General features: G+C 54.9%; 22 protein-coding genes. All 22 read left to right on the top strand.

Going from position 1 to position 26,971, the window contains the following annotated elements:
- Nucleotides 1-32 precede the first annotated feature (32 nt).
- The 22 genes from mtnA (at nucleotide 33) to DBR00_RS13730 (ending at nucleotide 26,971) form a co-directional block, all read left to right on the top strand.
- A complete protein-coding gene (gene mtnA / locus DBR00_RS13835) occupies nucleotides 33-1,109 on the top strand; it encodes an S-methyl-5-thioribose-1-phosphate isomerase (protein WP_108487371.1) in 1,077 nt (358 codons plus the stop codon).
- A 244-nt stretch (nucleotides 1,110-1,353) separates the two neighbouring features.
- Nucleotides 1,354-4,125, top strand: coding sequence for a DNA gyrase subunit A (gyrA, locus tag DBR00_RS13830; protein ID WP_108487372.1), 2,772 nt, complete (start codon nucleotides 1,354-1,356; stop codon nucleotides 4,123-4,125).
- 93 nt (nucleotides 4,126-4,218) lie between these two features.
- Nucleotides 4,219-5,304: a 3-phosphoserine/phosphohydroxythreonine transaminase gene (gene serC, locus DBR00_RS13825; protein ID WP_108487435.1), complete on the top strand. Its 1,086-nt coding sequence runs from the start codon at nucleotides 4,219-4,221 to the stop codon at nucleotides 5,302-5,304.
- A 1-nt stretch (nucleotide 5,305) separates the two neighbouring features.
- Nucleotides 5,306-6,400 carry a prephenate dehydratase gene (gene pheA / locus DBR00_RS13820; RefSeq protein WP_108487373.1) on the top strand — a complete coding sequence of 365 codons (1,095 nt, stop codon included), beginning with the start codon at nucleotides 5,306-5,308 and terminating at the stop codon, nucleotides 6,398-6,400.
- Nucleotides 6,401-6,491: 91 nt separating this feature from the next.
- Nucleotides 6,492-7,598 (top strand): histidinol-phosphate transaminase, encoded by a 1,107-nt coding sequence (gene hisC / locus DBR00_RS13815; RefSeq protein WP_108487374.1) that lies wholly within the window; start codon nucleotides 6,492-6,494, stop codon nucleotides 7,596-7,598.
- Nucleotides 7,599-7,624: 26 nt separating this feature from the next.
- Complete coding sequence (locus DBR00_RS13810; protein WP_108487436.1) at nucleotides 7,625-9,850, top strand: bifunctional prephenate dehydrogenase/3-phosphoshikimate 1-carboxyvinyltransferase; 2,226 nt, start codon at nucleotides 7,625-7,627, stop codon at nucleotides 9,848-9,850.
- Nucleotides 9,847-10,533, top strand: coding sequence for a (d)CMP kinase (gene cmk, locus DBR00_RS13805; protein ID WP_108487375.1), 687 nt, complete (start codon nucleotides 9,847-9,849; stop codon nucleotides 10,531-10,533). Before DBR00_RS13810 ends, cmk begins: the two co-directional genes overlap by 4 nt.
- Before the next feature lie 153 nt (nucleotides 10,534-10,686).
- Nucleotides 10,687-12,378, top strand: a complete 1,692-nt coding sequence (rpsA, locus tag DBR00_RS13800; protein WP_108487376.1) for a 30S ribosomal protein S1 — start codon at nucleotides 10,687-10,689, stop codon at nucleotides 12,376-12,378.
- A 152-nt stretch (nucleotides 12,379-12,530) separates the two neighbouring features.
- Entirely contained in the window at nucleotides 12,531-12,815 is a 285-nt protein-coding gene (ihfB, locus tag DBR00_RS13795) for an integration host factor subunit beta (protein ID WP_090387490.1), read from the top strand.
- Between the two features lie 756 nt (nucleotides 12,816-13,571).
- Nucleotides 13,572-14,873: a UDP-N-acetyl-D-glucosamine 6-dehydrogenase gene (gene wbpA, locus DBR00_RS13790; protein ID WP_108487437.1), complete on the top strand. Its 1,302-nt coding sequence runs from the start codon at nucleotides 13,572-13,574 to the stop codon at nucleotides 14,871-14,873.
- 82 nt (nucleotides 14,874-14,955) lie between these two features.
- Nucleotides 14,956-15,906 (top strand): Gfo/Idh/MocA family protein, encoded by a 951-nt coding sequence (locus tag DBR00_RS13785; RefSeq protein WP_108487377.1) that lies wholly within the window; start codon nucleotides 14,956-14,958, stop codon nucleotides 15,904-15,906.
- A 3-nt stretch (nucleotides 15,907-15,909) separates the two neighbouring features.
- Nucleotides 15,910-16,494 carry a UDP-2-acetamido-3-amino-2,3-dideoxy-D-glucuronate N-acetyltransferase gene (gene wbpD, locus DBR00_RS13780; RefSeq protein WP_108487378.1) on the top strand — a complete coding sequence of 195 codons (585 nt, stop codon included), beginning with the start codon at nucleotides 15,910-15,912 and terminating at the stop codon, nucleotides 16,492-16,494.
- Nucleotides 16,491-17,582, top strand: a complete 1,092-nt coding sequence (locus DBR00_RS13775; protein WP_108487379.1) for a DegT/DnrJ/EryC1/StrS aminotransferase family protein — start codon at nucleotides 16,491-16,493, stop codon at nucleotides 17,580-17,582. The genes wbpD and DBR00_RS13775 overlap by 4 nt, the downstream gene beginning before the upstream one ends.
- 13 nt (nucleotides 17,583-17,595) lie before the next feature.
- Complete coding sequence (locus DBR00_RS13770; RefSeq protein ID WP_108487380.1) at nucleotides 17,596-18,570, top strand: SDR family NAD(P)-dependent oxidoreductase; 975 nt, start codon at nucleotides 17,596-17,598, stop codon at nucleotides 18,568-18,570.
- Nucleotides 18,571-18,575: 5 nt separating this feature from the next.
- The gene (locus DBR00_RS13765; protein WP_108487381.1) at nucleotides 18,576-19,721 is read left to right on the top strand and encodes a DegT/DnrJ/EryC1/StrS aminotransferase family protein; all 1,146 of its coding nucleotides are present in this window, start codon (nucleotides 18,576-18,578) and stop codon (nucleotides 19,719-19,721) included.
- A gap of 107 nt (nucleotides 19,722-19,828) precedes the next feature.
- Nucleotides 19,829-21,706 carry an asparagine synthase (glutamine-hydrolyzing) gene (gene asnB / locus DBR00_RS13760; RefSeq protein ID WP_108487382.1) on the top strand — a complete coding sequence of 626 codons (1,878 nt, stop codon included), beginning with the start codon at nucleotides 19,829-19,831 and terminating at the stop codon, nucleotides 21,704-21,706.
- The gene (locus DBR00_RS13755; RefSeq protein WP_218276622.1) at nucleotides 21,706-22,674 is read left to right on the top strand and encodes a class I SAM-dependent methyltransferase; all 969 of its coding nucleotides are present in this window, start codon (nucleotides 21,706-21,708) and stop codon (nucleotides 22,672-22,674) included. The genes asnB and DBR00_RS13755 overlap by 1 nt, the downstream gene beginning before the upstream one ends.
- Nucleotides 22,667-23,602, top strand: a complete 936-nt coding sequence (locus DBR00_RS13750) for a methionyl-tRNA formyltransferase (RefSeq protein ID WP_108487384.1) — start codon at nucleotides 22,667-22,669, stop codon at nucleotides 23,600-23,602. Before DBR00_RS13755 ends, DBR00_RS13750 begins: the two co-directional genes overlap by 8 nt.
- Entirely contained in the window at nucleotides 23,568-24,335 is a 768-nt protein-coding gene (locus DBR00_RS13745; RefSeq protein WP_108487385.1) for a hypothetical protein, read from the top strand. Before DBR00_RS13750 ends, DBR00_RS13745 begins: the two co-directional genes overlap by 35 nt.
- On the top strand, nucleotides 24,328-25,284 hold the full coding sequence (locus tag DBR00_RS13740) for a hypothetical protein (protein ID WP_108487386.1): 957 nt from the start codon (nucleotides 24,328-24,330) through the stop codon (nucleotides 25,282-25,284). The genes DBR00_RS13745 and DBR00_RS13740 overlap by 8 nt, the downstream gene beginning before the upstream one ends.
- Nucleotides 25,284-26,123 (top strand): DegT/DnrJ/EryC1/StrS family aminotransferase, encoded by an 840-nt coding sequence (locus tag DBR00_RS13735; RefSeq protein ID WP_108487387.1) that lies wholly within the window; start codon nucleotides 25,284-25,286, stop codon nucleotides 26,121-26,123. Before DBR00_RS13740 ends, DBR00_RS13735 begins: the two co-directional genes overlap by 1 nt.
- Complete coding sequence (locus DBR00_RS13730; RefSeq protein ID WP_108487388.1) at nucleotides 26,120-26,971, top strand: methionyl-tRNA formyltransferase; 852 nt, start codon at nucleotides 26,120-26,122, stop codon at nucleotides 26,969-26,971. The genes DBR00_RS13735 and DBR00_RS13730 overlap by 4 nt, the downstream gene beginning before the upstream one ends.

Raw genomic sequence — 26,971 nt, 5'->3', positions numbered from 1 at the left:
TAATGGTCGGCTTTTTCCGGCGGAGGTGTGTGATGCGCGAGCAATTGCTAGCGGCAGAGAAGGTGACGGCCATTGACTGGCGTGATGGCGCTCTGCACCTGCTCGACCAGCGCGCGCTGCCCTTTGCGCAAACCTGGCTCAGCTATCACTCGGCCGTCGATGTCGCTGAGGCCATTCGCAGTATGGTGGTGCGTGGCGCGCCGGCCATTGGTATTGCCGCCGCCTATGCTGTGGTGCTGGCGTTGCGTGCCCGTTTGCAGGAGGGTGGCGATTGGCGCTCTGCCTTGCAGGCGGATTTTGACCTGCTGGCGGCGTCGCGGCCGACGGCGGTCAATCTGTTCTGGGCGCTCAATCGCATGCGTGAGCGCCTGGATCGGCTCAAGGGCGGCGATGACCTGGTCGCTCAACTCGAAGCTGAAGCCATCGGCATTCACCAGAGTGACCGTGAGGCCAATCTGACTATGGCTCAGCTCGGTGCCGAACTGATTCGCAAGCATCAGGGCAATGCACAGAACCTGCTGACCCACTGCAATGCCGGCGCCCTGGCCACTGGTGGCTTCGGTACGGCGTTGGGGGTGATTCGCGCAGTCTTTCATGATGGGTTGCTGGAGCGGGTTTATGCCGATGAAACCCGGCCCTGGCTGCAGGGCTCGCGCTTGACTGCCTGGGAGTTGGCAGAAGATGGCATTCCGGTGACGGTGAATGCCGATTCGGCCGCCGCGCACCTGATGAAGACTCGTGGCATCACCTGGGTCATCGTTGGTGCCGACCGGATTGCGGCCAACGGTGACGTGGCCAACAAGATTGGCACCTACCAGTTGGCCGTGAATGCCATGCATCACGGCGTGCGCTTTATGGTGGTCGCGCCCAGTTCGACCATCGATATGGCCATGGAGCACGGTGATGACATCATCCTCGAAGAGCGTGCCGCCAGTGAGTTGCTGGAACTGGGTGGAATGCCGATTGCTCGCGGCGTGGCGGCGTTCAATCCGGTGTTTGATGTGACTCCGGCCGACCTGATCGATTTTATCGTCACCGAAAAGGGCGTGGTCGATCGTCCGGATGCGGAAAAGATGGCGCAATTGATGTGCCGCAAGCGCTTGCATTGAGTTTTCCTGCGTGCCGGCGCACCTAGTCGTGCCGCTGGTGCTGGGGATAGGTGCGCCGCAGTGATTGTGGTAAGCTCCGGCGGTTTTCAGGGGTGCCTGTTATGGGCCTCTTACCTGCGCAGATACATGGCATAACTTATTGATTTGTCGTGAGTCGCTGTAAGCCTTGAGGCGCAGCGACAGGCTCCACCTCGTTCAGGACGAATGGCGCGGAGTTTCACCAGAAAAAGGAACCAGGCTACTCATGGGCGAACTGGCCAAAGAAATCCTCCCGGTCAATATTGAAGACGAACTCAAGCAGTCCTACCTCGATTACGCGATGAGCGTAATTGTCGGTCGCGCACTGCCGGATGCGCGTGATGGCTTGAAGCCCGTGCACCGCCGTGTGCTGTTTGCCATGAGCGAGTTGGGTAACGACTGGAACAAGGCATACAAGAAGTCCGCCCGTGTGGTCGGTGACGTCATCGGTAAATACCACCCGCACGGTGATACCGCGGTATACGACACCATCGTGCGGATGGCGCAGCCATTCTCCCTGCGTTACCTGCTGGTCGACGGCCAGGGCAACTTCGGCTCGGTGGACGGCGACAACGCCGCCGCCATGCGATACACCGAAGTGCGCATGACCAAGCTGGCCCATGAGCTGCTGGCTGACCTGCACAAGGAAACCGTGGACTGGGTGCCGAACTACGACGGTACGGAAATGATCCCGGCGGTCATGCCGACCAAGATCCCCAACCTGCTGGTCAACGGTTCCAGCGGTATTGCCGTGGGGATGGCCACCAACATTCCGCCGCACAACCTCACGGAAGTGATTAACGGCTGCCTGGCCCTGATCGACAACGGCGACCTGACGGTCGATGACCTGATGCAGTTCATCCCAGGGCCGGATTTCCCGACTGCCGGCATCATCAATGGTCGTGCCGGCATCATCGAAGCCTATCGCACCGGTCGTGGGCGCATTTACATGCGTGCCCGCGCTGAAATTGAAGACATCGACAAGGTCGGCGGTCGTCAGCAGATCGTCGTCACCGAGCTGCCGTATCAGCTGAACAAGGCACGATTGATCGAGAAGATCGCCGAGCTGGTCAAAGAGAAGAAGCTCGAAGGCATCACTGAGCTGCGCGATGAGTCCGACAAGGACGGCATGCGCGTGGTCATCGAGCTTCGCCGTGGTGAAGTGCCGGAAGTGGTGCTGAACAACCTCTACGCCCAGACCCAGATGCAGAGTGTGTTCGGCATCAACGTGGTGGCGCTGATCGACGGTCAGCCGAAAGTCCTCAACCTCAAGGACATGCTTGAAGCCTTCATCCTGCACCGTCGTGAAGTGGTCACCCGGCGTACTGTGTTCGAACTGCGTAAAGCGCGCGAACGTGGTCATATTCTCGAGGGGCAGGCGGTTGCCCTGTCCAATATCGATCCGGTGATTGCCCTGATCAAGGCCTCGCCAACTCCGGCCGAAGCCAAGCAGGCGCTGATTTCCACAGCTTGGGAATCCAGCGCTGTAGAGGCCATGGTCGAGCGCGCAGGTGCCGATGCCTGCCGTCCGGAAGACCTTGAGCCGCAGTACGGCTTGCGCGATGGCAAGTACTTCCTCTCGCCGGATCAGGCTCAGGCCATTCTTGAGCTGCGCCTGCACCGCCTGACTGGCCTTGAGCATGAAAAACTGCTGGCCGAGTACCAGGAAATCCTTACCCAGATCGGTGAGCTGATCCGCATCCTCACCAGTGCCGTGCGTCTGATGGAAGTGATCCGCGAAGAGCTGGAAGCGGTCAAGGCCGAGTTCGGCGATGCCCGTCGCACCGAGATTGTTGCCTCGCGCATGGACCTGACCATGGCCGATCTGATCACCGAAGAAGAGCGGGTCGTGACCATCTCCCACGGTGGTTATGCCAAGAGCCAGCCGCTGCATGCCTACCAGGCGCAGCGTCGCGGTGGTCGCGGCAAGTCCGCCACCGGGGTCAAGGATGAGGACTACATCGAACACCTGCTGGTAGCCAACAGCCACGCCACGCTGTTGCTGTTCTCCAGCAAGGGCAAGGTGTATTGGCTGAAGACCTACGAAATTCCCGAAGCGTCCCGTGCCGCCCGTGGCCGTCCGCTGGTCAACCTGCTGCCGCTGGATGAAGGCGAGCGCATCACCGCCATGCTTCAGGTCGATCTGGAAGCCTTGCAGCAGAGCGCGGGTGATGAAGAACTGGATGACAGCGAAGGCGTGGTGCTGGAAGGTGAAGTGATCGAAGCCGATGTGGCTGAAGATGGCGACGCCGATGTGGCCGACGACGAGCAGGATGAGCCGACCGGTGCCTACATCTTTATGGCAACCGCCTTCGGTACCGTGAAGAAGACCCCGCTGGTGCAGTTCAGCCGTCCGCGCACCAGTGGCCTGATTGCCCTGAAGCTGGAAGAGGGTGACACCTTGATCGCGGCAGCCATCACCGATGGTGCCCGTGAAGTGATGATGTTCTCCGATGGCGGCAAGGTCATCCGCTTCAAGGAAAAACACGTGCGCACCATGGGTCGTACCGCCCGCGGTGTACGCGGCATGCGTCTGCCAGAGGGGCAGAACATCATCTCCATGCTGATCCCGGAGCGCGATGCGCAGATTCTCACCGCGTCCGAGCGTGGTTACGGCAAGCGCACGGCGATGGCCGAGTTCCCGCGTCGCGGTCGTGGTGGTCAGGGCGTGATCGCCATGGTCAGCAACGAGCGTAACGGTAAGCTGGTCGGTGCCGTGCAGGTGTTGGAGGGCGAGGAAATCATGCTGATTTCTGACCAAGGCACCCTGGTGCGTACTCGCGTCAGTGAAGTCTCCAGCCTCGGTCGCAACACCCAGGGCGTGACTCTGATCAAGCTGGCCAAGGATGAAACCCTGGTGGGCCTTGAGCGTGTGCAGGAGCCTTCGGCGGAAGACGACGAAGAGCTGCTGGAAGGCGAGGAGGGTGTTGAAGGTGCTATCGAGGATGCAGGCGATGCACCTGAGGCTGCTGACGAAAGCCCGATCAGCGAAGAGTGATCTGTCGGGGCGAGTGCGCTCGCCTCTGACAGCGTAGGATTTGGCGGCTGCTGGCACGCACCAGCCCGCCCACTATTTTGAGCGAGAGTGGATGTGAGCAAGCGAGCCTTTAACTTCTGCGCCGGCCCGGCCGCGCTTCCTGAAGCTGTTCTGCAACGCGCCCAGGCGGAGCTTCTTGATTGGCAAGGCAAAGGCCTGTCGGTCATGGAAATGAGCCACCGCAGCGATGAGTACACCGCCATCGCGGAAAAGGCCGAGCAGGACCTGCGCGACCTGATGGATATTCCATCCGATTACAAGGTGCTGTTTCTGCAGGGCGGGGCCAGCCAGCAGTTCGCTGAAATCCCGCTCAACCTGCTACCGGAAGACGGCGTTGCCGACTATATCGATACCGGTATCTGGTCGAAGAAAAGCATCGAAGAAGCCAGCCGCTACGGCAACATCAATGTTGCCGCCAGCGCCAAGGCTTATGACTACTTCGCCATTCCTGGACAGAACGAGTGGCAGCTGTCGAAAGGCGCCGCCTACCTGCACTACGCCAGCAATGAAACCATCGGCGGCCTGCAGTTCGACTGGATTCCCGAAGTCGGTGACGTGCCGCTGGTGGCGGATATGTCTTCCGACATCCTTTCGCGCCCGATCGATGTGTCGAAGTTCGGCCTGATCTACGCTGGCGCGCAGAAGAACATCGGCCCCAGCGGCCTGGTCGTGACCATCGTGCGTGAAGACCTCCTCGGCCGTGCCCGCAGCGTCTGTCCGACCATGCTCAATTACAAGATCGCCGCTGATAACGGCTCGATGTACAACACCCCGGCGACCTTCTCCTGGTACCTCTCTGGCCTGGTGTTCGAGTGGCTGAAAGAGCAGGGTGGGGTGGCCGCCATGGAGCGTCAGAACCGCGCCAAGAAAGACCTGCTCTACAAAGCCATCGATACCAGCGATTTCTACAGCAATCCGATTGCTCACAACGCCCGCTCCTGGATGAACGTACCGTTCCGTCTGGCTGACGAGAAACTGGACAAGCCGTTCCTCGCTGGTGCCGATGCGCGCGGCCTGCTCAATCTGAAAGGCCATCGTTCGGTCGGTGGTATGCGCGCCTCTATTTATAATGCTGTGGGGCTGGATGCCGTCGAGGCGCTGGTCGCCTATATGGCCGAGTTCGAGAAGGAGCATGGCTGATATGTCCGAACAGGAACTGCAAGCCCTGCGCCTGCGCATCGACAACCTCGATGAGCGCATCCTTGAGCTGATCAGCGACCGTGCCCGCTGCGCCGAAGAAGTCGCGCGAGTGAAGATGAAGGCGCTGCCGGAAGGCGAGTCCCCGGTGTTCTACCGCCCTGAGCGTGAAGCCCAAGTGCTCAAGCGCATCATGGAACGCAACCAGGGCCCGCTGGGCAACGAGGAAATGGCGCGACTGTTCCGCGAAATCATGTCCTCCTGTCTGGCCCTGGAAAATCCGCTCAAGGTGGCTTACCTCGGCCCGGAAGGCACGTTCTCCCAAGCGGCGGCGATGAAGCACTTCGGTCACGCGGTAATCAGTGTGCCGATGGCGGCGATCGATGAAGTGTTCCGTGAAGTGGCCGCTGGTGCGGTGAACTTCGGTGTGGTGCCGGTGGAGAACTCCACCGAAGGTGCGATCAACCACACCCTCGACAGCTTCCTTGAACACGACATGGTCATCTGTGGCGAAGTCGAGCTGCGCATTCACCACCACCTGCTGGTCGGTGAAACCACCAAGACCGACAAGATCACCCGCATCTATTCCCACGCCCAGTCCCTGGCCCAGTGCCGCAAGTGGTTGGACGCGCATTACCCCAACGTCGAGCGCGTGGCAGTATCGAGCAACGCCGATGCGGCCAAACGGGTGAAAAGCGAGTGGAACAGTGCCGCGATTGCCGGTGATATGGCCGCCAGTCTGTATGGCTTGACCAAGCTGGCGGAGAAGATCGAAGACCGTCCGGACAACTCCACGCGCTTCCTGATCATCGGCAGCCAGGAAGTCCCGCCAACCGGCGACGACAAGACTTCGGTGATCATCTCTATGCGCAACAAGCCGGGTGCGTTGCACGAGCTGCTGGTGCCGTTCCATAACAACGGCATCGACCTGACGCGCATCGAAACCCGCCCGTCGCGCAGCGGCAAGTGGACCTACGTGTTCTTTATCGACTTCGTCGGTCACCACCGCGATCCGCTGATCAAAGACGTGCTGGAAAAAATCAATCAGGAAGCCGTGGCGCTCAAGGTGCTGGGCTCCTATCCCAAAGCGGTACTTTAAAACTGCTGCGGCACGCCTCAGGTCTCAAGCTACACGCGCATCGACGCCGGGCTGTACTTGGGGCTTGCGGCTTTAAGCGTGAGGCATTGCTATGACCGATTTCCTCGCCCTGGCCCAGCCAGGTGTACAGCAGCTGTCGCCCTATGTGCCGGGCAAACCGGTGGATGAGCTGGCCCGTGAGCTGGATCTGGACCCGGCCAGCATCGTCAAGCTGGCCAGCAACGAGAATCCGCTAGGTCCAAGCCCAAAGGCGCTGGAAGCGATTCGCAGCGAGTTGGCCGAGCTGACCCGTTACCCCGATGGCAATGGTTTCGAGCTGAAAAGCCGTCTGGCCAAATGCTGTGGCGTACAGCTCAATCAGGTCACCCTGGGTAATGGTTCCAACGATATTCTCGATCTGGTTGCCCGTGCTTATCTGGCACCTGGCCTTAATGCGGTGTTCAGCCAGTACGCCTTTGCCGTTTACCCCATCTCGACCCAGGCCGTAGGTGCTCAGGGCAAAGTGGTGCCGGCCAAGGACTACGGTCACGACCTGGAAGCCATGCTCGCGGCCATCGATGAAAACACCCGCGTGGTGTTTATCGCCAACCCGAACAACCCGACTGGCACCTGGTTCGGCCCCGACGCGCTGGAGCGCTTTCTCGCTCGCGTACCCGGCAACGTGCTGGTGGTGCTGGATGAGGCCTACATCGAGTTCGCCGAAGGTGATGAGCTGCCGGACGGTCTCACGTACCTGGCGCGCTACGACAACCTGCTGGTCTCGCGCACCTTCTCCAAGGCCTATGGTTTGGCGGCGCTGCGTGTTGGCTATGCGCTCAGCTCGGCACAGATCGCTGATGTGCTGAACCGTGTGCGTCAGCCATTCAACGTCAACAGCCTGGCCTTGGCGGCCGCCTGTGCGGCGCTGGATGATGCCGATTACCTGGCGCAAAGCCGTCAGCTCAATGATGCCGGCATGGTGCAACTGGAAGCTGGCTTGCGTGAGTTGGGCCTGAGCTGGATTCCGTCGAAAGGCAATTTTATTGCCGTCGATTTTGGTCGCGATACGGCTGCGATCAATCAGGCGCTGCTGCGCGCCGGGGTGATCGTGCGCCCGGTGGCTGGGTACGGTATGCCGAATTTCCTGCGTGTATCGATTGGCCTGCCGGCCGAGAATGCGCGCTTCCTTGAAGCTTTGGGCAGGGTGCTGAGCGCGTGAGTGAGGCCAAATCTGCTGTCACTCAGATGCCATCTGTTGCCCCTAAGCTCGGCCGCCTGGTGGTTATCGGCCTGGGGTTGATTGGCGGCTCCTTCGCCAAAGGCTTGCGTGAGCGCGGCCTGTTTCGCGAAGTGATCGGTGTCGATCTCGACCCGGAATCGCGTCGGTTGGCCGTCGAGTTGGGGGTGGTCGATCGCTGCGAAGTTGATCTGCTTGCCGCCTGTCTAGGGGCTGATGTGATCCAACTGGCGGTGCCTATCCTGGCCATGGAGAAGCTGCTAGCTGAACTTGCCAAACTTGAGCTGGGCGCGGCGGTGCTCACCGATGTGGGCAGCGCTAAAGGCAATGTAGTGCGTGCGGCACGTTTGGCCTTTGCCGGCAAAACGGTGCGCTTTGTGCCCGGGCATCCGATTGCCGGTTCCGAGCAGAGTGGGGTGGAGGCCTCCAACGCGCAGCTGTTCCGCCGGCACAAGGTCATTCTCACGCCCTGCGAGCAGAGTGATGAGTCAGCCCTGGCGCAGGTCGATGTACTGTGGCGCGAGCTGGGCGCGGATGTTGAGCATATGGAGGTCGAGCATCACGATCAGGTGCTGGCTGCGACCAGTCATCTGCCGCATTTGCTGGCCTTTACCCTGGTTGACTCGCTGGCCAAGCGCAGTGAGAACCTGGAGATCTTTCGTTACGCTGCTGGTGGTTTCCGTGATTTCACGCGAATTGCCGGCAGTGATCCGGTCATGTGGCACGACATCTTCCTCGCCAACCGCGAGGCGGTACTGCGCACGCTGGACGTATTTCGCGACGACCTCGACGCCTTGCGCGACGCGGTTGACGCAGGGGATGGGCATCAGTTGCTGGGCGTATTCACTCGCGCCCGCGTGGCCCGTGAGCATTTCGGCAAAATTTTGGCCCGCAGGGCCTATGTGGACGCTATGCACTCGAACGATCTGGTTTTTCTGGCTAATCCTGGCGGCAAACTTTCCGGACGTATCCGCGTTCCCGGTGACAAGTCCATTTCTCACCGTTCGATCATGCTCGGCTCGCTGGCTGAAGGCACTACGCATGTCGAAGGCTTCCTGGAAGGTGAAGACGCCCTGGCGACGCTGCAGGCGTTCCGCGATATGGGGGTGGTCATCGAAGGTCCGCATCATGGTCGCGTGACCATTCACGGGGTGGGCCTGAATGGTCTGAAGGCGCCGGCCGGTCCCCTTTACATGGGCAACTCTGGCACCTCGATGCGCTTGCTCTCGGGTTTGTTGGCGGCACAACCGTTCGATACCACGCTGACTGGTGATGCGTCGCTGTCCAAACGTCCGATGAACCGTGTCGCCAAGCCGCTGCGCGAAATGGGTGCAGTGATCGAGACCGGCCCGGAAGGTCGCCCACCGCTGATGATCAAGGGCGGTCAGCGCCTGACCGGTATGGATTACGAAATGCCCATGGCCAGTGCTCAGGTTAAATCCTGCCTGCTTCTTGCTGGGCTTTACGCCGCCGGAACCACCTCAGTGACCGAGCCTGCGCCGACCCGCGACCACACTGAGCGCATGTTGCGCGGCTTCGGTTATCCGGTAACAGTGGATGGCAGCACCGCCCGTGTCGAGTCGGGCCATAAGCTGATCGCGACCCATATCGAAGTGCCTGCGGATATCTCCTCGGCGGCGTTTTTCCTGGTCGCCGGCAGCATTGCTGAAGATTCAGAATTGGTGCTGGAGCACGTCGGCATCAATCCGACCCGTACCGGTGTCATCGATATCCTCAAGCTGATGGGCGGCGACATCACCCTGGAAAACCAGCGTGAAGTCGGCGGCGAGACTGTGGCTGATATTCGTGTACGCAGCGCCAAGCTGAAGGGCATCGATATTCCGGAAGATCTGGTGCCGCTGGCCATCGATGAGTTCCCGGTGCTGTTTGTCGCTGCCTCGGTGGCGGAAGGCCGCACCGTGTTGCGTGGTGCCGAAGAGCTGCGGGTCAAGGAGTCCGACCGGATTCAGGTGATGGCTGATGGTTTGATTGCGCTGGGCGTCAAGGCCGAGCCAACGCCGGACGGCATCATCATCGAAGGCGGCAGCATCGGTGGTGGCGAAGTCTGGGCGCACGGCGACCACCGCATTGCCATGTCGTTCAGCGTGGCCTCGTTGCGCGCTACGGCGCCGATCCGCATTCATGACTGCGCCAACGTCGCCACGTCGTTCCCCAATTTTCTCGCGTTGTCGGCTCAGGTCGGTATTCGTGTGGCCGAGGAGGGCAAGGCATGATCGTCGCGCCGGTTATTACCATCGACGGGCCGAGTGGCTCGGGCAAAGGCACAATTGCCGGCTTGCTGGCTAAACAGCTGGGCTGGAATCTGTTGGATTCGGGTGCGTTGTATCGTCTGCTGGCCTTTGCTGCGGGCAATCACGGCGTCGATCTGACCAACGAAGAAGCGATGAAGCTGCTCGCCGCTCATCTGGATGTGCAATTTATTGCTGCCGGTGATGGTCATGGCCAGCGCATCATTCTTGAAGGAGAGGAGGTCACTGATCTGATCCGTAATGAGCAGGTTGGTGCTGGTGCCTCGCAGGTGGCTTCGCTGTCTGCCGTGCGTGAGGCTCTGCTGCAGCGTCAGCAGGCCTTTCAGGAAATGCCGGGGCTGGTTGCCGACGGTCGTGACATGGGCACGGTGGTATTTCCCGATGCGCCGCTGAAGGTGTTCCTCACCGCCAGCGCCGAGGAGCGAGCCCGCCGCCGCTACTTGCAGTTGAAGGCCAAGGGCGATGATGTTAATCTCGCGAGTCTTCTTGATGAGATTCAGGCGCGCGATGAGCGCGATACCCAGCGTGCAGTGGCGCCGCTCAAGCCGGCAGCCGATGCGATACAGCTGGATTCTACTGAGCTCTCCATCGAACAAGTGCTTGAACGAATTCTCAGTGAAGTCGCCATTCGCGACCTCGCTGGATGACCAGAGCTACAGCTGCTTTAAGCTGACCAGCTCGCCAAGGAGGCGCTCGGGAACCCAGTCCTTGTCCCGACTGTTTCTTTCTACATAAACGTACCCACATTGTCTGGAGTGTGGTTTGGGCGGATCCCCTGCCCTGAATCAACAGGAATTAAAATGAGCGAAAGCTTTGCTGAACTGTTTGAAGAAAGCCTAAAAACCCTGAATCTTCAGGCTGGCTCGATCATCACCGCTATCATCGTCGACATCGATTACCAAGCTGGTTGGGTAACCGTTCACGCTGGTTTGAAGTCCGAAGGCCTCATCCCGCTTGAGCAGTTCCACAACGACGCTGGCGAGCTGACCATCAAGGTCGGTGACGAAGTTCACGTTGCCCTGGACGCGGTTGAAGATGGCTTTGGTGAAACCAAGCTGTCCCGCGAAAAAGCCAAACGTGCCGAGTGCTGGATCGTTCTGGAAGCAGCTTTCGCCGCTGAGGAAGTGGTTACGGGCGTTATCAACGGTAAGGTTAAGGGCGGCTTCACTGTCGACGTTAACGGCATCCGTGCGTTCCTCCCAGGCTCCTTGGTCGATGTCCGTCCGGTGCGTGATACCACTCACCTGGAAGGCAAAGAGCTCGAATTCAAAGTCATCAAGCTGGACCAGAAGCGCAACAACGTTGTCGTTTCCCGTCGTAGCGTCCTGGAAGCGGAAAACAGTGCCGAGCGCGAAGCTCTGCTGGAATCCCTGCAGGAAGGTCAGCAAGTCAAAGGTATCGTCAAGAACCTCACCGACTACGGCGCGTTCGTGGATCTGGGTGGCGTCGACGGCCTGCTGCACATCACCGACATGGCGTGGAAGCGTATCAAGCATCCGTCGGAAATCGTCAACGTTGGCGATGAAATCGACGTCAAAATTCTCAAGTACGATCGCGAGCGCAACCGTGTTTCCCTCGGCCTTAAGCAGCTGGGCGAAGATCCGTGGGTTGCCATCAAAGCGCGTTACCCGCAGGACACCCGTGTTACTGCGCGCGTAACCAACCTGACCGACTACGGCTGCTTCGCAGAGCTGGAAGAAGGCGTGGAAGGCTTGGTGCACGTATCCGAAATGGATTGGACCAACAAAAACATCCATCCTTCGAAAGTCGTTAACGTCGGCGACGAAGTGGAAGTTATGGTTCTGGATATCGACGAAGAGCGTCGTCGTATCTCCCTGGGTATCAAGCAGTGCAAAACTAACCCGTGGGAAGATTTCTCCGGTCAGTTCAACAAGGGCGACAAAATCTCCGGCACCATCAAGTCGATCACCGATTTCGGTATCTTCATTGGTCTGGATGGCGGCATCGACGGCCTCGTTCACCTGTCCGACATCTCCTGGAACGAAGTAGGCGAAGAAGCTGTACGCCGCTTCAAGAAAGGCGACGAGCTGGAAACCGTTATCCTCTCCGTTGATCCGGAGCGTGAGCGCATTTCCCTCGGCATCAAGCAACTGGAAGAAGATCCGTTCTCCGACTACGTTGCAGTCAATGACAAAGGCACTATCGTTCGCGGTACTGTGAAAGAAGTTGACGCCAAGGGCGCTGTAATCACCCTGGCTGATGGCATCGAAGCTACCCTGAAAGCCTCCGAAATCAGCCGTGACCGCGTTGAAGACGCGCGCAACGTGCTGAAAGAAGGCGAAGAAGTAGAAGCCAAGATCATCAGCGTTGACCGTAAGAGCCGCGTAATCAGCTTGTCGGTCAAGTCGAAAGACGTTGAAGACGAAAAAGAAGCCATCAAAGAAATGCGTACTAAGCAGGACGAAGTTGCTTCTGCTGGTCCGACCACCATTGGTGATCTGATCCGTGCGCAAATGGAAAACCAGAACTAAGTTCAGGTGATCCAGAAAAGGGGCGACTACGGTCGCCCTTTTTTGTACCTAAAAATCGCTAAGGTGTTGTTTTATAGGCTGTTCAAATCTGGCTCGGCGTGCTAAAAGCTTTTTATCTAGTGATCTAGCCGCTTGAAAAAGAAGGGAAAACCATGACCAAGTCGGAGTTGATCGAGCGCATCGTCACCCATCAGGGGCAGCTCTCGTCCAAGGATGTTGAGTTGGCGATCAAGACCATGCTGGAGCAGATGTCTCAGGCATTGTCGACTGGCGATCGGATTGAGATCCGTGGTTTCGGCAGTTTCTCGCTTCATTACCGCGCGCCGCGTGTGGGGCGTAACCCGAAAACCGGTGACTCGGTTCGACTGGATGGTAAGTTTGTACCGCATTTCAAGCCGGGCAAGGAGTTGCGTGATCGGGTCAATGAGGACGAGTAGTGGGTCTGAGCACCAGTGGTGCACTGTTTCATCTGGCTAATGACTTTGAATAATGCCGCTTCATGTCAGGATGGGCTGATTTCGAGTTTTTCTTCATGGCATAATGTCGCGCCTCGCGTACTTGCAGGCAGTTGATTCCTGCGTCTTTCTATCGTGCGGTCGTGGATGTTATTGCTGGGAGCTAATGGGCTCGCTGATGTATTTCTTCCGCTTCCTCTTAGTACCTCTCATCATGGAGCCGTACCATGTGTGCTGGCGTTTGCCATCACTGCCTATAAGGCCTGACACCAGTGCGTCAGTCGATTGTAGGGTGTTTCAGTTCCTGATTTTCGCCCTAGCGTGGGTGGTCGATGAAGGACAATTTGCCCTTGATTGTATTTGCTTAGAGGTCATGCATCGCTGATGACTGTGATGGCTTGCTATTCGTGGGCTAATCAGGTCGAAGGTAATGGTGGCTGGTACGCCCAGTGTTTTGAATTGCGGGTTAGATATTAGGGAATTGATGGGCTGCGCTATGTCATTCGTGTTCAAGTGCCTACCATAGGAGGCTAAATGACCCATGTTCTTTAGAATGGGTTGGTGAGCTTTGCGGTAGGGTGGAAGTGGTCAGCCTCAATTCGCTTCATCCACAGGCGATCAAATGGTCAAGTATGTGTTAGCTGATGTTTCTGGTAAGCAATACAGCAATAGCATAGCCGTTTTTGGATAGTGTTTTTAAAAGTGTTTAAATGGAGTGTAATTGTGAAAGCTGATTCGTTGCAGGCGTGTATCGATAAATTTAAAAGCAGAGATGCAGTTATTGGGATCGTTGGTCTCGGTTATGTTGGTCTGCCGTTGATGCTGCGTTACAACGCGATTGGCTTTCGCGTTCTAGGGATCGACATTGATACTGGCAAAGTCGAGAAACTCAATGCGGGCCGTAGTTACATCGAGCATATAGCCTGTGAACATGTCGCCAAGGCACGCAACTCTGGCTTCGAGGCGACTAGCGATTTTCGCCGTGCTAGCGAGTGTGATGCGCTCATCCTTTGTGTGCCGACACCGCTAAATAAGTATCGCGAGCCAGACATGAGCTTCGTGATCGATACTACGAACGCAATTAAACCGTACCTTCGTGCAGGCCAGATCGTATCGCTTGAGAGCACTACTTATCCGGGTACTACCGAGGAAGAGTTGCTGCCACGCGTGCAAGAAAGCGGTTTGGTGGTGGGTGAAAATATCTACCTAGTCTATTCACCAGAACGCGAAGACCCCGGTAATCCAGACTTCGAGACTCGTACTATTCCTAAGGTTATCGGTGGGCACACTGCTAATTGTCTGCAAGTTGGTATCGCGCTCTATGAACAGGCAATAGATCAGATTGTGCCGGTTAGCTCGACCAAGGCCGCTGAGATGACCAAGCTGTTGGAGAATATTCACCGAGCTGTGAACATCGGCTTGGTCAACGAAATGAAAGTTGTTGCTGACCGAATGGGCATCGATATCTTCGAGGTAGTGGATGCTGCGGCGACCAAACCATTCGGCTTCACCGCCTACTATCCTGGCCCCGGCCTGGGTGGCCACTGCATCCCGATCGATCCTTTCTATCTGACCTGGAAGGCCCGCGAATATGGTCTACACACCCGGTTCATCGAGCTGTCTGGTGAGGTCAATAAGGCTATGCCCGAATATGTTGTGGGCAAGCTGATGGACGGCCTCAATGATCGCAGTCGGGCGCTCAAGGGTAGTCGCGTACTAGTGCTGGGTATTGCCTACAAGAAGAATGTCGACGACATGCGCGAATCGCCATCTGTGGAGATCATGGAGCTGATCGAGGCCAAAGGTGGCATTGTCGCCTACAGCGATCCGCACGTTCCTGTGTTCCCGAAGATGCGCGAGCACCATTTCGAGCTCTCCAGCGAACCGCTTACCGCCCAGAATCTGGCCTCGTTCGACGCTGTGGTCCTTGCTACCGACCATGAAAAGTTCGACTACGCGCTGATTCAGCAGCACGCGCGTCTGTTGGTCGACAGCCGCGGCAAGTATCGGGTGCCGCAGGCGAACGTCATCAAGGCTTGAGTGTTTTTGCGCGAACCGCACGTTGGGCGCAAGCTTCGTCTAGCGCGTTGACGGTTCGCTCCAACCGTTTGCGAGAGACAGCATGAAACGATTTGCCCTTATTGGCGCTGCCGGCTATATCGCCCCGCGCCACATGCGTGCCATCAAGGACACCGGTAACGAGCTTGCCTGTGCCTACGATATCAATGATTCGGTAGGTATTATCGACAGCCTTTCGCCGCAGAGCGAATTCTTCACAGAGTTTGAACGCTTCTACGACCACGCATGGCGTCTGAAACGCGATCCAGTGACCGCGCTCGATATCGTTTCGATTTGTTCGCCCAACTACTTGCATCATCCGCACATCACTGCTGGCCTTCGTCTTGGTTGTGACGTGATCTGTGAAAAACCGCTGGTGCCCAGCGCTGCGATGCTCGATGACCTGCTCCTCACTGAAAAGGAAACTGGTCGTCGTTTGTGGAATATCCTGCAGTTGCGCCACCATCAGGCGATCATCGATCTTAAAACCCGGGTCGAATCCAGTAAGCAAGATCACAAGCACGACGTTGAGCTGACCTACATCACCAGTCGCGGTAAGTGGTACATGGAAAGCTGGAAGGGCGACCCGCGTAAGTCTTTCGGTGTGGCCACCAATATTGGTGTGCACTTCTATGACATGCTGCATTTCATTTTCGGCAAGCTGCAGCGCAATGTTGTGCATTACGTCAACGAGTCCAAAGCAGCGGGCTACCTAGAGTACGAGAACGCGCGGGTGCGCTGGTTCCTCTCCATCGACGCCGACGACTTGCCTGACTCGGTCAAAGGTAAAAAACCGACCTATCGTTCGATCACCTGTGATGGCGCCGAAATCGAGTTCTCCGAGGGTTTTACTGACCTGCATACCGTCAGCTACCAGGCCATCCTCGATGGCAAGGGCTACGGCATCGAAGATGCACGGCACTGCGTGGAAACCGTCGAAACCATCCGCACCCTGGCGCCGAGTCGTGCCCAAGATGGCGAAGGGCACCCGTTCCTTGCTCGACTGCTGGGGTGAGCCATGAGCCATTACCAGCACCCTAGCGCCATCGTCGATGAGGGCGCACAAATTGGCGAAGGCTCGCGCGTCTGGCATTTCGTGCATGTCTGTGGCGGTGCACGTATTGGTCAGGGCGTGTCCCTGGGGCAGAACGTCTTCGTCGGCAACAAGGTCGTCATCGGTGACAACTGCAAGATCCAGAATAACGTCTCGGTCTATGACGGTGTCACCCTGGAAGAAGGCGTATTCTGTGGCCCGAGCATGGTCTTCACCAACGTCTACAACCCGCGCTCACTGATCGAGCGCAAGAGTGAGTACCGTGACACCCTTGTGAGGAAAGGCGCCACGCTCGGTGCCAATTGCACCATCGTCTGTGGTGTGTCCATCGGCGAGTTCGCCTTTGTCGGTGCCGGCGCGGTAATCAACAAGGACGTGCCGGCCTACGCGTTGATGGTCGGTGTGCCAGCACGGCAGATTGGCTGGATGAGCGAGTTTGGCGAACAGCTGGAACTACCTCTGAAGGGCGAGCGTCGTGCGCCTTGTATCCATACCGGTGCGTGTTACGTGCTGCGTGGCAGTGTATTGAGCAAGGAGAACGTGGTGTGATCGAGTTCATCGACCTCAAGGCGCAGCAGGCGCTGATAAAGGAAAAAATCGACGCTGGTATCCAGCGCGTGCTGGGGCATGGTCAATACATCCTCGGCCCGGAAGTAAGTGAGTTGGAAGAAAAGCTCGCGGCCTTTGTCGGCGCGAAATACTGCATTAGCGTTGCCAATGGCACTGATGCCCTTCAGATTGCCCTAATGGCGCTGGGTATTGGTCCGGGAGATGAAGTCATTACCCCCGGCTTCACCTACATCGCCACCGCCGAGACCGTTGCTCTGCTAGGAGCCAAACCGGTGTACGTGGATGTCGACCCCCGTACTTACAACCTAGATCCTGCGTTGCTCGAAGCCACCATCACTCCGCGTACCAAGGCGATCATCCCGGTCTCGCTGTATGGTCAGTGCGCTGATTTCGATGCGATCAACGCCATTGCTGCTAGGCATGGCATCCCTGTGATCGAGGACGCGGCGCAGAGCTTTGGTGCCACTAACAAGGGCAAGCGCTCCTGCAACCTGACGACAATCGCCTGTACCAGTTTCTTTCCCAGCAAACCCTTGGGTTGTTATGGTGACGGTGGTGCAATCTTCACCAATGATGATGAACTTGCCAAGGTAATACGGCAGATAGCTCGGCATGGCCAGGATCGTCGTTATCATCATGTCCGTGTAGGCGTGAACAGTCGTCTGGACACTCTGCAGGCCGCGATTCTGTTGCCCAAGCTGGAAATCTTTGAGGCCGAGTTGGCGATGCGTCAGCAGGTAGCCGCTGGTTATGCGCAGCTACTTGAGCAACAAGGCATAGCCGCACCCATTGTGGCGACAGGCAACACTAGTGCCTGGGCCCAGTACACCGTCCAAGTGGAAGCTCGCGACAGTGTGCAGGCAAAGCTCAAGGAAGCCGGCATTCCTACGGCCGTACACTATCCAATTCCGCTCAACCAGCAGCCGGCCGTCAAGGACGAGCATGCGCGCTTGCCAATAGGCGACACTATTGCCCGCAAGGTCATGAGCCTGCCGATGCATCCCTACCTCGGCGAAACCGAACAACAAGCGATCTGCGCCGCCCTGGCGGCCGCCATCCGTATCTAATGGAGTAACCGGCATGAAAGTTCAAGGTTCCAAGATTCTCGTCATCGGCGGTGCCGGGTTCATAGGCAGCTTCGTGGTTTCCGAGCTGCTCAAGGAAGGGGTCGGGCAGGTCGTCATCTATGACAACCTTGCCCGCGGCAAGCTAAGCAACATTGCTGAGCAGCTCAAGGACCCTCGCTGCACCATGTACCCGAACGGTGGCGATATTCGCGAGATCGACTTGCTCAACGATGCTATGAAAGGCATGGACGGTGTGATCCACTTGGCCGCCATGTGGCTGCTGCACTGCAAAGATTTCCCGCGTACCGCGTTCCACGTAAACATCGAAGGCACTTTCAACGTGCTCGAGGCTTGCGTGAACAACAACATCAAGCGCCTGGTTTACTCGTCCTCGGCATCGGTCTATGGCGATGCGGTGCAGGTGCCGATGACTGAAGACCACCCGTTCAACAACCGCAACTTCTACGGTGCCACCAAAATAGCCGGCGAAGCCATGTGCCACGCCTACCATGATCGCTTCGGCCTCAGCTACGTCGGTCTGCGCTACATGAACGTCTACGGCCCGCATCAGGACCAAACCGCAGCCTATACAGGCGTTATTCCGATCATGCTGAACAAGATCGACGCTAACGAGGGGCCGGTTATCAATGGTGATGGTACCCAGGCATATGACTTCATCTACGTAGAAGACGTAGCGCGCTGCAACGTTGCTGCTCTGGAATCGGAAGCTACTGATCAGTTCTATAATGTAGGTACTGGCGTGCAGACCAGCATCAAGGAGCTTTGCGATAGCATTCTGGATCTGAAAGCGTCTGACCTAAAAGTTGAGTACCGTCCTTACAGTGCTGACGATGCGCGTCGTATGGTGCAGAACCGCATTGGCTGTCCGAAGAAAGCGGCCGAAGACCTTGGCTTCACCTATACCTACGAGCTACGGGAAGGCCTGCAAAAGCTGATCGACTGGCGTGCTGAGCACGGGGCGGAGTGAAGTTGATGGAAAAGCGCAATATTGCCATCTCGTTGCCCTGCACTGGCGAAGAAGAGTGGCAGGCTACTCGAGAGCCTTTGATGAGCGGTTGGCTGACCCAGGGGCCGAAGGTTGCTGCCTTTGAAAAAGCCTTTGCCGAACGTCATCTAGTACCGCATGCCCTAGCTGTAACCTCCTGCACCACTGGCCTGCATTTGGCGCTTGCTGGTCTGGGTATTGGCCCGGGTGACGAAGTCATCGTGCCGGCCTTCACCTGGGTTGCCACGGCAAACGTTGTATTGTACTGCGGTGCAACACCGGTCTTTATCGACGTTGATCCACAGACCTACAATCTGGATGTCGCGCAGATTACCGCCAAGGTGACCGACAGGACTCGTGCAGTGATTGCCGTGCACTTGTTTGGTCGCTGCGTGGACATGGACGCCCTGCGTGCTGGCCTGCCAGCTGATGTCGCTATCGTCGAGGACGCTGCTTGTGCAGCCGGTGCAAGTTGGAAGGGCAAGCCATCCGGTAGTTTGGGTGATGTTGCGGCGTTCTCCTTCCACCCTCGCAAGTCGGTAACGACAGGTGAGGGCGGCATGGTCACTACGGCTGATGCCGAACTCGCCGAACGCATGAATCAATTGCGTAACCACGGTGCTACGTTGTCTGAAGAACAGCGGCATCACGGCCCGCGCCCTTATCTGTTGCCTGAATTCAACCTGTTGGGCTTCAACTACCGCATGACTGACCTGCAGGGTGCTGTTGGTCTGGTCCAGTTAGGCAAGCTCGATGGCTTTATTGATGAGCGTGCGCGTTGGGCCGAGTACTACTGTGATCAACTGGCCGGTATCGACTGGTTGCGTCTGCCTTCTGCCCCGGCAGGTGGACGACACGGCTGGCAAGCCTTTGTCACGTATATTGACCCTGCCAAGGCACCGATGCCTCGTAACGACATGATGGAGATTCTACAGGCCAAGGGTATTTCAACCCGCCCTGGTACTCATGCTGTCCACATGCTGGCTTACTACCGTGATCGCTTTGGGTTCAATCCGGAAGATTTCCCAGGTGCGCGTGATTGCAATGATCACACCATGGCAATTCCACTACACAACCGAATGACTGCTGAAGATTATGCTTATGTAGTCGCAGCGATCCGCCAGTTGGGTTAACGCTTATATTCCCTAGGAACTTGCCTGGGGCGCTAGTAAAGGTGATGAACCTGGGCAGGGTAGTTCAGGGGCATCACCTTCCCCGTTTTTTAGGAGCAACAACGCGCATGTGTGGTATTGCCGGCCTCATCTATCTCGACAACAACCCGGTATCGCCTGTAGTTCTGCAGCGTATGACGGATGCCATCGCCCACCGAGGCCCTGATGGAGAAGGGCACTGGATCGAAGGTAACGTAGGTTTTGGCCATCGTCGCCTGGCAATCATTGACCTGTCGCCCGCTGGTCACCAGCCGATGGCATCCATGTCCCAACGTTATGTAATGGTCTACAACGGTGAGGTCTACAACTACCGTGAGCTGCGCGTCGAGCTCGAGGCCTTGGGCTATCAGTTTCGCTCCCGTACCGACAGTGAAGTCGTACTGAATGCATTGATCGCGTGGGGCCCAAAGGGGCTGGAACGTTTCAACGGCATGTTCGGCCTTGCATTGTGGGACCGCCAAGAGCAGACCCTGCTTTTGGCTCGTGACCGTTATGGTATTAAGCCGCTCTATTATTCCCAGCAAGGCAACGCACTGGCCTTCGGCTCCGAACAGAAAGCCATTCTGGCGATGCCGGAGTTTCGTCGCAGCCTCGATAAGGAAGCGCTGCTGGAATACTTTACTTTCCAGAACATCTTCACCGATAAGACGCTGCTGAACGACATCAAAATGTTCCCAGCCGGGCACTACGCAGTGCTGGACATGAAACTCAAGTCGCCAGCCCTGCAGCTTACACAGTACTGGGACTATGATTTTCGAGAGCCAGAACACAAGGTTAGCGACGAGGAGTACCGGGAAGAGCTGGACCGGCTGTTCCGTCAGGCAGTCAACCGCCAACTGGTGACAGACGTGGAGCTGGGCAGCTATCTCAGTGGCGGCATGGATTCAGGCTCGATAACTGCGATCGCGGCACAGTCGCTGCCCTATATGAAGACCTTTACCTGCGGTTTTGACTTGAACTCTGCCTCCGGCATCGAGATGGGCTACGACGAGCGTAGTAAGGCCGAGTACATGTCCTACCACTTCAAGACCGAGCATTACCAAATGGTTTTGAAGGCGGGCGACATGGAGCGGGTGTTGCCCAAGCTGGCCTGGCACTTGGAAGAGCCACGGGTGGGACAGAGCTACCCTAACTACTACGCTGCGCAACTAGCTTCCAAGTTCGTCAAGGTCGTGATGTCGGGTGCCGGCGGCGATGAGTTATTTGGCGGCTATCCGTGGAGGTACTACCGTGCGGTAGTCAACGATGACTTCGAACACTACATCGACAAGTATTACCAGTTCTGGCAGCGCTTGATCCCGAACAGTCAGATTAAGCAGGTTTTCGCACCCATCTGGGAGGATGTGAAACATGTGTGGACGCGCGACATATTCCGCGATGTGTTCAAGCATCATGCGGATAACCTGTACACGCCAGAGGATTACATCAATCACTCTTTGTACTTCGAAGCGAAGACCTTCCTGCATGGCTTACTGGTGGTCGAGGACAAGTTGAGCATGGCCCATGGCCTCGAAAGCCGTGTGCCGTTCCTCGACAATGACCTTGTTGATTTTGCCATGCGCTGCCCGGTACATCTGAAACTGAACAACCTGTCCAATGTCATTAGGCTTAACGAAAACGAGCCGGGTAGCAAGACGGAGAAGTATTTCGCTAAAACCCGAGATGGCAAGCAAATATTGCGTGATGTTATGTCTTCATATATTCCAGCTGACATTGCTAGAGCTGAAAAGCAGGGGTTTTCTGCGCCTGATGCAAGTTGGTTTAAAGGAGAAAGTATCGACTTTGTTAATAGGTCGCTGTGTGATCGTGGTGCGGGTATATATAAATATTTAGATTATGAATGTATTAAGAATTACGTGTCAGAGCATCAAAATGCCGAAAAAAATCATCGGTTAATGATTTGGTCCTTGCTTAACGTAAATCAGTGGATGAGTGAGTATTTATAGTGATTAGCAGAGATTTCTTAAATTCCTTGGTAAAGAAAAAAGCTTGTGTTTTCGGGGATAATTTCTTCGATTTTAACTGCGATAGTAGTAGTTCTAATCAAGAACAGACCAACGATGTATTTTCCGAAAAGTGGTCCTCGTTCACGCTTTCCGAAAATAAGGAGAAAGCGTTTGAGATGCAGAAGTCTTGGTATCTCTCGCTTTACGGCTTTTCATCAGAGGCTTCACTGGCGGCATTTCTACAGACCAAACCGGTCATTTACGACGCGGGATGTGGTCTAGGATATAAAGCTGCGTGGTTTGCTCAGCTCGCGCCTGAGTCGATTGTGATTGGGATGGATTATTCGGATTCTGCTCGAATTGCTGCTTCGAACTATGCAGATATTAAGAATCTATATTTTTTTAAAGGTGATATTGCACACCCATTCTTTGAAGAGTCCTCGATTGATTACACCAGTTGTGATCAGGTCATCATGCATACCAATGACCCTGACGCAACATTTACGGAACTCGTTCGAAGCCTGAAACCATCTGGACAGTTTGCCTGCTACTTTTACGCTAAGAAAGCACTGCCCCGTGAGTTGGTAGATGACTATTTCCGTACTCAATGTTCGAAAATGAGTAGCCGTGAGTTGTGGGAAATGTCTAAACAGCTGACGGTTCTGGGTAAGGTGCTATCGGATCTGAACGTGAGCTTTAATTGTCCAGATGTGCCCGCTCTTGGTATCAAGGGCGGTACCTATGATATTCAGCGCTTTCTATACTGGAATTTCTTGAAGTGCTATTGGAACGAAAGCCTAGGTGTGGAAACTTCGGATGCCACTAATTTTGACTGGTACAGCCCAAGTAATGCTCGCCGATATAGTGAAGAGGAGGTGCGCGATCTAGTCGTGGGGCATGCGCTTGCGATCGAGTACTTCCATGTTGAAGAGGCGTGCTACAGTGGGCGGTTCGTAAAAAATGTGTAAGCCTAGAGTTGTCTTTATTGGATCAAGTAGCTTTGGTTTGAAGTGTTTGAAGCGCTTGATCCAAGGGGATGATTATCAAGTTGTAGGGGTGGTTACTTCTCCACAGTTATTCAATATTTCCTATAGCAAGACAGCCGTTAAAAATTATCTCCATGCCGATATTTTCACATTTTGTACTGAGCAAGGATTGCCTGTGCTCGTCATCGACGAAGGCATGAAGGATCCTACCTTACTCCAGTGTGTTACGGGTTGGGAACCGGATCTATTCTTAGTAGTAGGCTGGTATTACATGGTGCCGAAAGCCTGGATGGTATTGGCCCCGGCCTACGGTATGCATGCATCTCTGTTGCCCGCATATAGCGGTGGTGCGCCATTGGTATGGAGCATTATCAGGGGAGAAACGCAAACCGGCATTACGTTATTTCAGTTTGCTGAGGGAGTGGATAACGGCGATATTGTTGCGCAAAAAAGTACTGTCATTGATTATCACGATACGATTGCGACTGTCTATGAGCGCATTGAGGCTTTAGGTTTGCAACTGATAGATGAAAATCTTAGCGATCTTGCTCTTGGTAAAGCTACATTGGTATCTCAGGATGAATCGAAAAGGACGCTATTTCCGCAACGCTCGCCTCAAGATGGCCTGATCGATTGGAGCTTGAGCGCTCGCGCGCTCTATGACTTCATCCGAGCTCAAAGTCAGCCATATCCTGGAGCATTTACTATTTTTCTAGGGCAGACGATACGCATTTGGTCTGTCGAGGAAGTCCCTGGTATTAGCCGATTTCAATCATCTGGTTTTTTCTACAAGGATTCTGCAGGTACGTTGTACGTGGTCACCGGAAGCGGCGATTTGAAAGTATTAGATTGGCAGCTAGAAAACGATGACGGTGATGTGTGCCCCCAAGACGACTTGCGCATTGTCTAAGGGGAATAAATTGCATTGTTTTTCAAAAATTAACCAGATCAAGGTCGACGACGAGCAGACGCTGTCCAGACTTTATTTGACGCTTGACGTAGATTGGGCGTGTGACGCAGTCATTAATAGCTGTGCAGACATTTTCATAGCCCATAAAGTTCCCGCCACTTGGTTCATCACCCATGACTCTCCGGTGCTCGAACGCTTACGCGAAGTCGAGTATTTTGAACTTGGTATTCACCCGAATTTCAATTTTTTACTTAACGGCGATCTTAGAAATGGGCGCTGTGCCGAAGAAGTTGTAGATCGGCTCCTAGCGTTGGTGCCAGAGGCCACATCCGTTCGCTCACACTCCATGACCCAAAGTTCTGTGTTGATCGATTTGTTTAGTAGGAAAGGACTGACCCATGAAAGCAATCATTTCATCCCTGAGCAAGCTGGTCTAGAGCTAAAGCCCTGGCGTCATTGGGTAGATATGGTCAAGGTCCCTTACTTCTGGGAAGATGATGTGTATTGTCTAAGCCCAGAAAACACACCTATCAGTGAGTTGGTGTATCGGAAGGGTTTAAAGGTTTTCGATTTTCATCCGATACATGTCTTTTTAAACAGTGAAAGTATGCAGCGATACGATGCTTGTCGAGGATTTTTAATGGATCCCGAAGCTTTGCTAAATAATGTTAATCATGAGGTGGTAGGCACTAAGGATCTGCTGTTGGAGTTGATTGGGTGCAGTCATGATTAATGCAGGAATTGCTACTGAAGCAGAAATTCTAAAATGGGACGATTTGATCGAGCGGTCATTGAATGGCACGATTTTTCACCGTCTTCGGTTTCTTGCTTATCACAAAGATCGTTTCTATCGGAATGAGCGACATCTAGTTTTCCGAAAGGGTACGGTGCCGGTGGCGCTTATGTCCTTGTTGGTGGACCCTGTTTCGTTGGTGGCAAAATCTCCCTATGGTGGAAGTTATGGTGGGGTGGTGTTCCTTGTTCGTCCTGATTTTGGATTGAGTGAGGGTGTTGCCCATGCACTTGTCGCTTGGCTTAACCAGCAGCAAGTCATCGAGTTAACCATTACTCAACCAGTAAATATTTGTTCCGATGTTTCCCAAGATATCTTCATTTTTTGCCTGATGAAGCAGGGTTTCGCTGTGGTAAATCGCGATATTACCAGCTACGTAGATATGCAACGAGATTCTGATGTGTTTAATATTATTGGCGGCCGCGCTCGTAATATGTATAGAAAAGCTGAGCGCTCAGGCCTCTCTATAAAAAATAATTGTGGGCTTGATGATTTTTGGCCTGTTCTTTTAAGAGGCTTCGCTAAGCACGGTACTTTGCCTACTCATGGTTACGATGATCTTCATTATCTAATGAAGAGTTTTCCTGACTTTATTACTTTCCATGTGGCCGAATATAACGGGCTTGTTGTGGCAGGGCTCTGCGAGTTTGTAATAAACGATAAATTAAATAGTTCTTTCTATTTTGCTCAAGATGCAGATTATCAAAATTTGCAAGGTCTGACTTTTCTTGTGGTGGATTCGCTTCAGCGCGCACATGGGAAATTCAAATTCTACGATTTTGGCACCTCTACGGTTAATATGGAGGCGCGTGAGGGCGTGTTTAAATTTAAAGAGAGTTTTGGTGCCGAGGGCGGGTTTAGGGAAAGTCTGCGTTGGAGTGCCCACTGATGCAGTTGCCTATCATGATGCGTGATGTTAAAGCCGCGCACAACGGTGGGTTTATTGCTTGTCCGTCTCCACCTTATATTGGGGCTGAAGAGCACTTCGAGATTTATGGGTGTTCTGGCCGTTCTTTGTTGGCTGGGTTGCTCAGGCGTTTGGGCCTGTGTCGCGGTGACGTAATTACAATTTTGACGACTTCGGATGATCAATACATATCGACTTGTGTATCTGTCACTGCATTCAATTTTGCCAGTATCAGTAGGTGTATAGAGTCTACGACGAAGGTTGTATTACTTGTTCATGAATTCGGTTACGTTCATCCGCAACTAGAGCACCTGGCCTCCGAATTGGCAGCGAAGAATATAGTATTAATCGAGGACTGTGCTCACGTACGAGGTCTGACCCTGCCTTGCGGTCGTAGCGTAGGCTCTTTTGGAGATTATGCTCTTTTCTCCTTGCCGAAGGTATCACCAATGAGCACCGGCGGTTTGCTCCGTACTAAGAACAAAGATATTTTAGACGGTTGGGAGGATGATGAGTTTATCCGTAGTCAACACAATCAGGTCATCCCTTACTGGCGAAGCATAAACTTGAAGCGGATGGAGCGCTATGAGTTACTTCGCGACATGCTCGGTGAAAATAGATTTATGCCGCCCAGTCAAATATTTTGTCCTTTCTTTGCTTATGTGTCGAAACACTCGCTCTCGCTTGATGCGATACAAGGGGTCGAATTTGGCTCCACCTTGAGAGAGGATGTAGTACTCATCCCCATCAATCCGCTAGTGGAACTCAGCGTATATCGAATGTTGTCTCATGCCTTGTTGGGAGCAAGAAAAAGAATATGAAACTAGTATTGTTGGGGGCGGGTGAGGAGGCCAAGATTGCTGCGAAAAGTCTGCTCGCAGCAGGGCACACGCTAATTGGTGTAGGTCCGGCACCGTTGCACGGCGAACTAAATATTGAGGGGGCGAGGCTGATTGCGAGTCACGCTGAGATTGATTATAAGAATGTTGATAATGTTCTAATGATTTCCTACCCAGATCTCATTGCTTCTGAGCATTTGCTTAGTGCTAATTATTTTAATATTCATTTTGCTTTGCTTCCGCGTTACCGCGGTTATCATCCTGTGCAATGGGCGATCATAAATGGTGAGAAAGAGATCGGTTACTCCCTGCATAAAGTTGACGAGGGAGTTGACTCGGGACCAATCTATTACCAAGGAAGTGTAGAAATATCCTCGACGGATAACTATGCTCTTTCACGCGCCAAGGTCGTTGACCTGTTATCCCGTACATTAGGCCAAGCCTTCAGGGCAATTGAGGCCGGCCAAGAGCCCAGTCCGCAGGATGAGCGGAATGCGTCTTACTTTTGCAAGCGCTCTGCGGTTGACGGGCGCTTGGATTGGGCGCGCCCTGTCAATGAAATCTATAATCTCTGTCGAGCCATCGCTCCGCCAGCAATGCCTGGTGCTTACTTTGTCTATAAAGGGCAGCAGGTGCATATTGATACCTGTGACATTGCACCAATTGAACCTTATATCGGCCCCACTGGAAAGGTGGTGTCTGTAAGGAAGGATGCAATCTTTGTAAAGGCAGGTGATGGTGTGCTTGTAATAAAGACCGTGCGGGTTGATGGGGTAGTTATACCTGCCCCGCAACTCATTAAGCGAATTGGTTTGAGTCTGAGTGATTGA

Origin of the sequence: Pseudomonas sp. HMWF032, from assembly GCF_003060885.1 — a bacterium.
Lineage (GTDB): Bacteria > Pseudomonadota > Gammaproteobacteria > Pseudomonadales > Pseudomonadaceae > Aquipseudomonas.
This window is presented reverse-complemented; position numbering and strand designations above follow the sequence as displayed.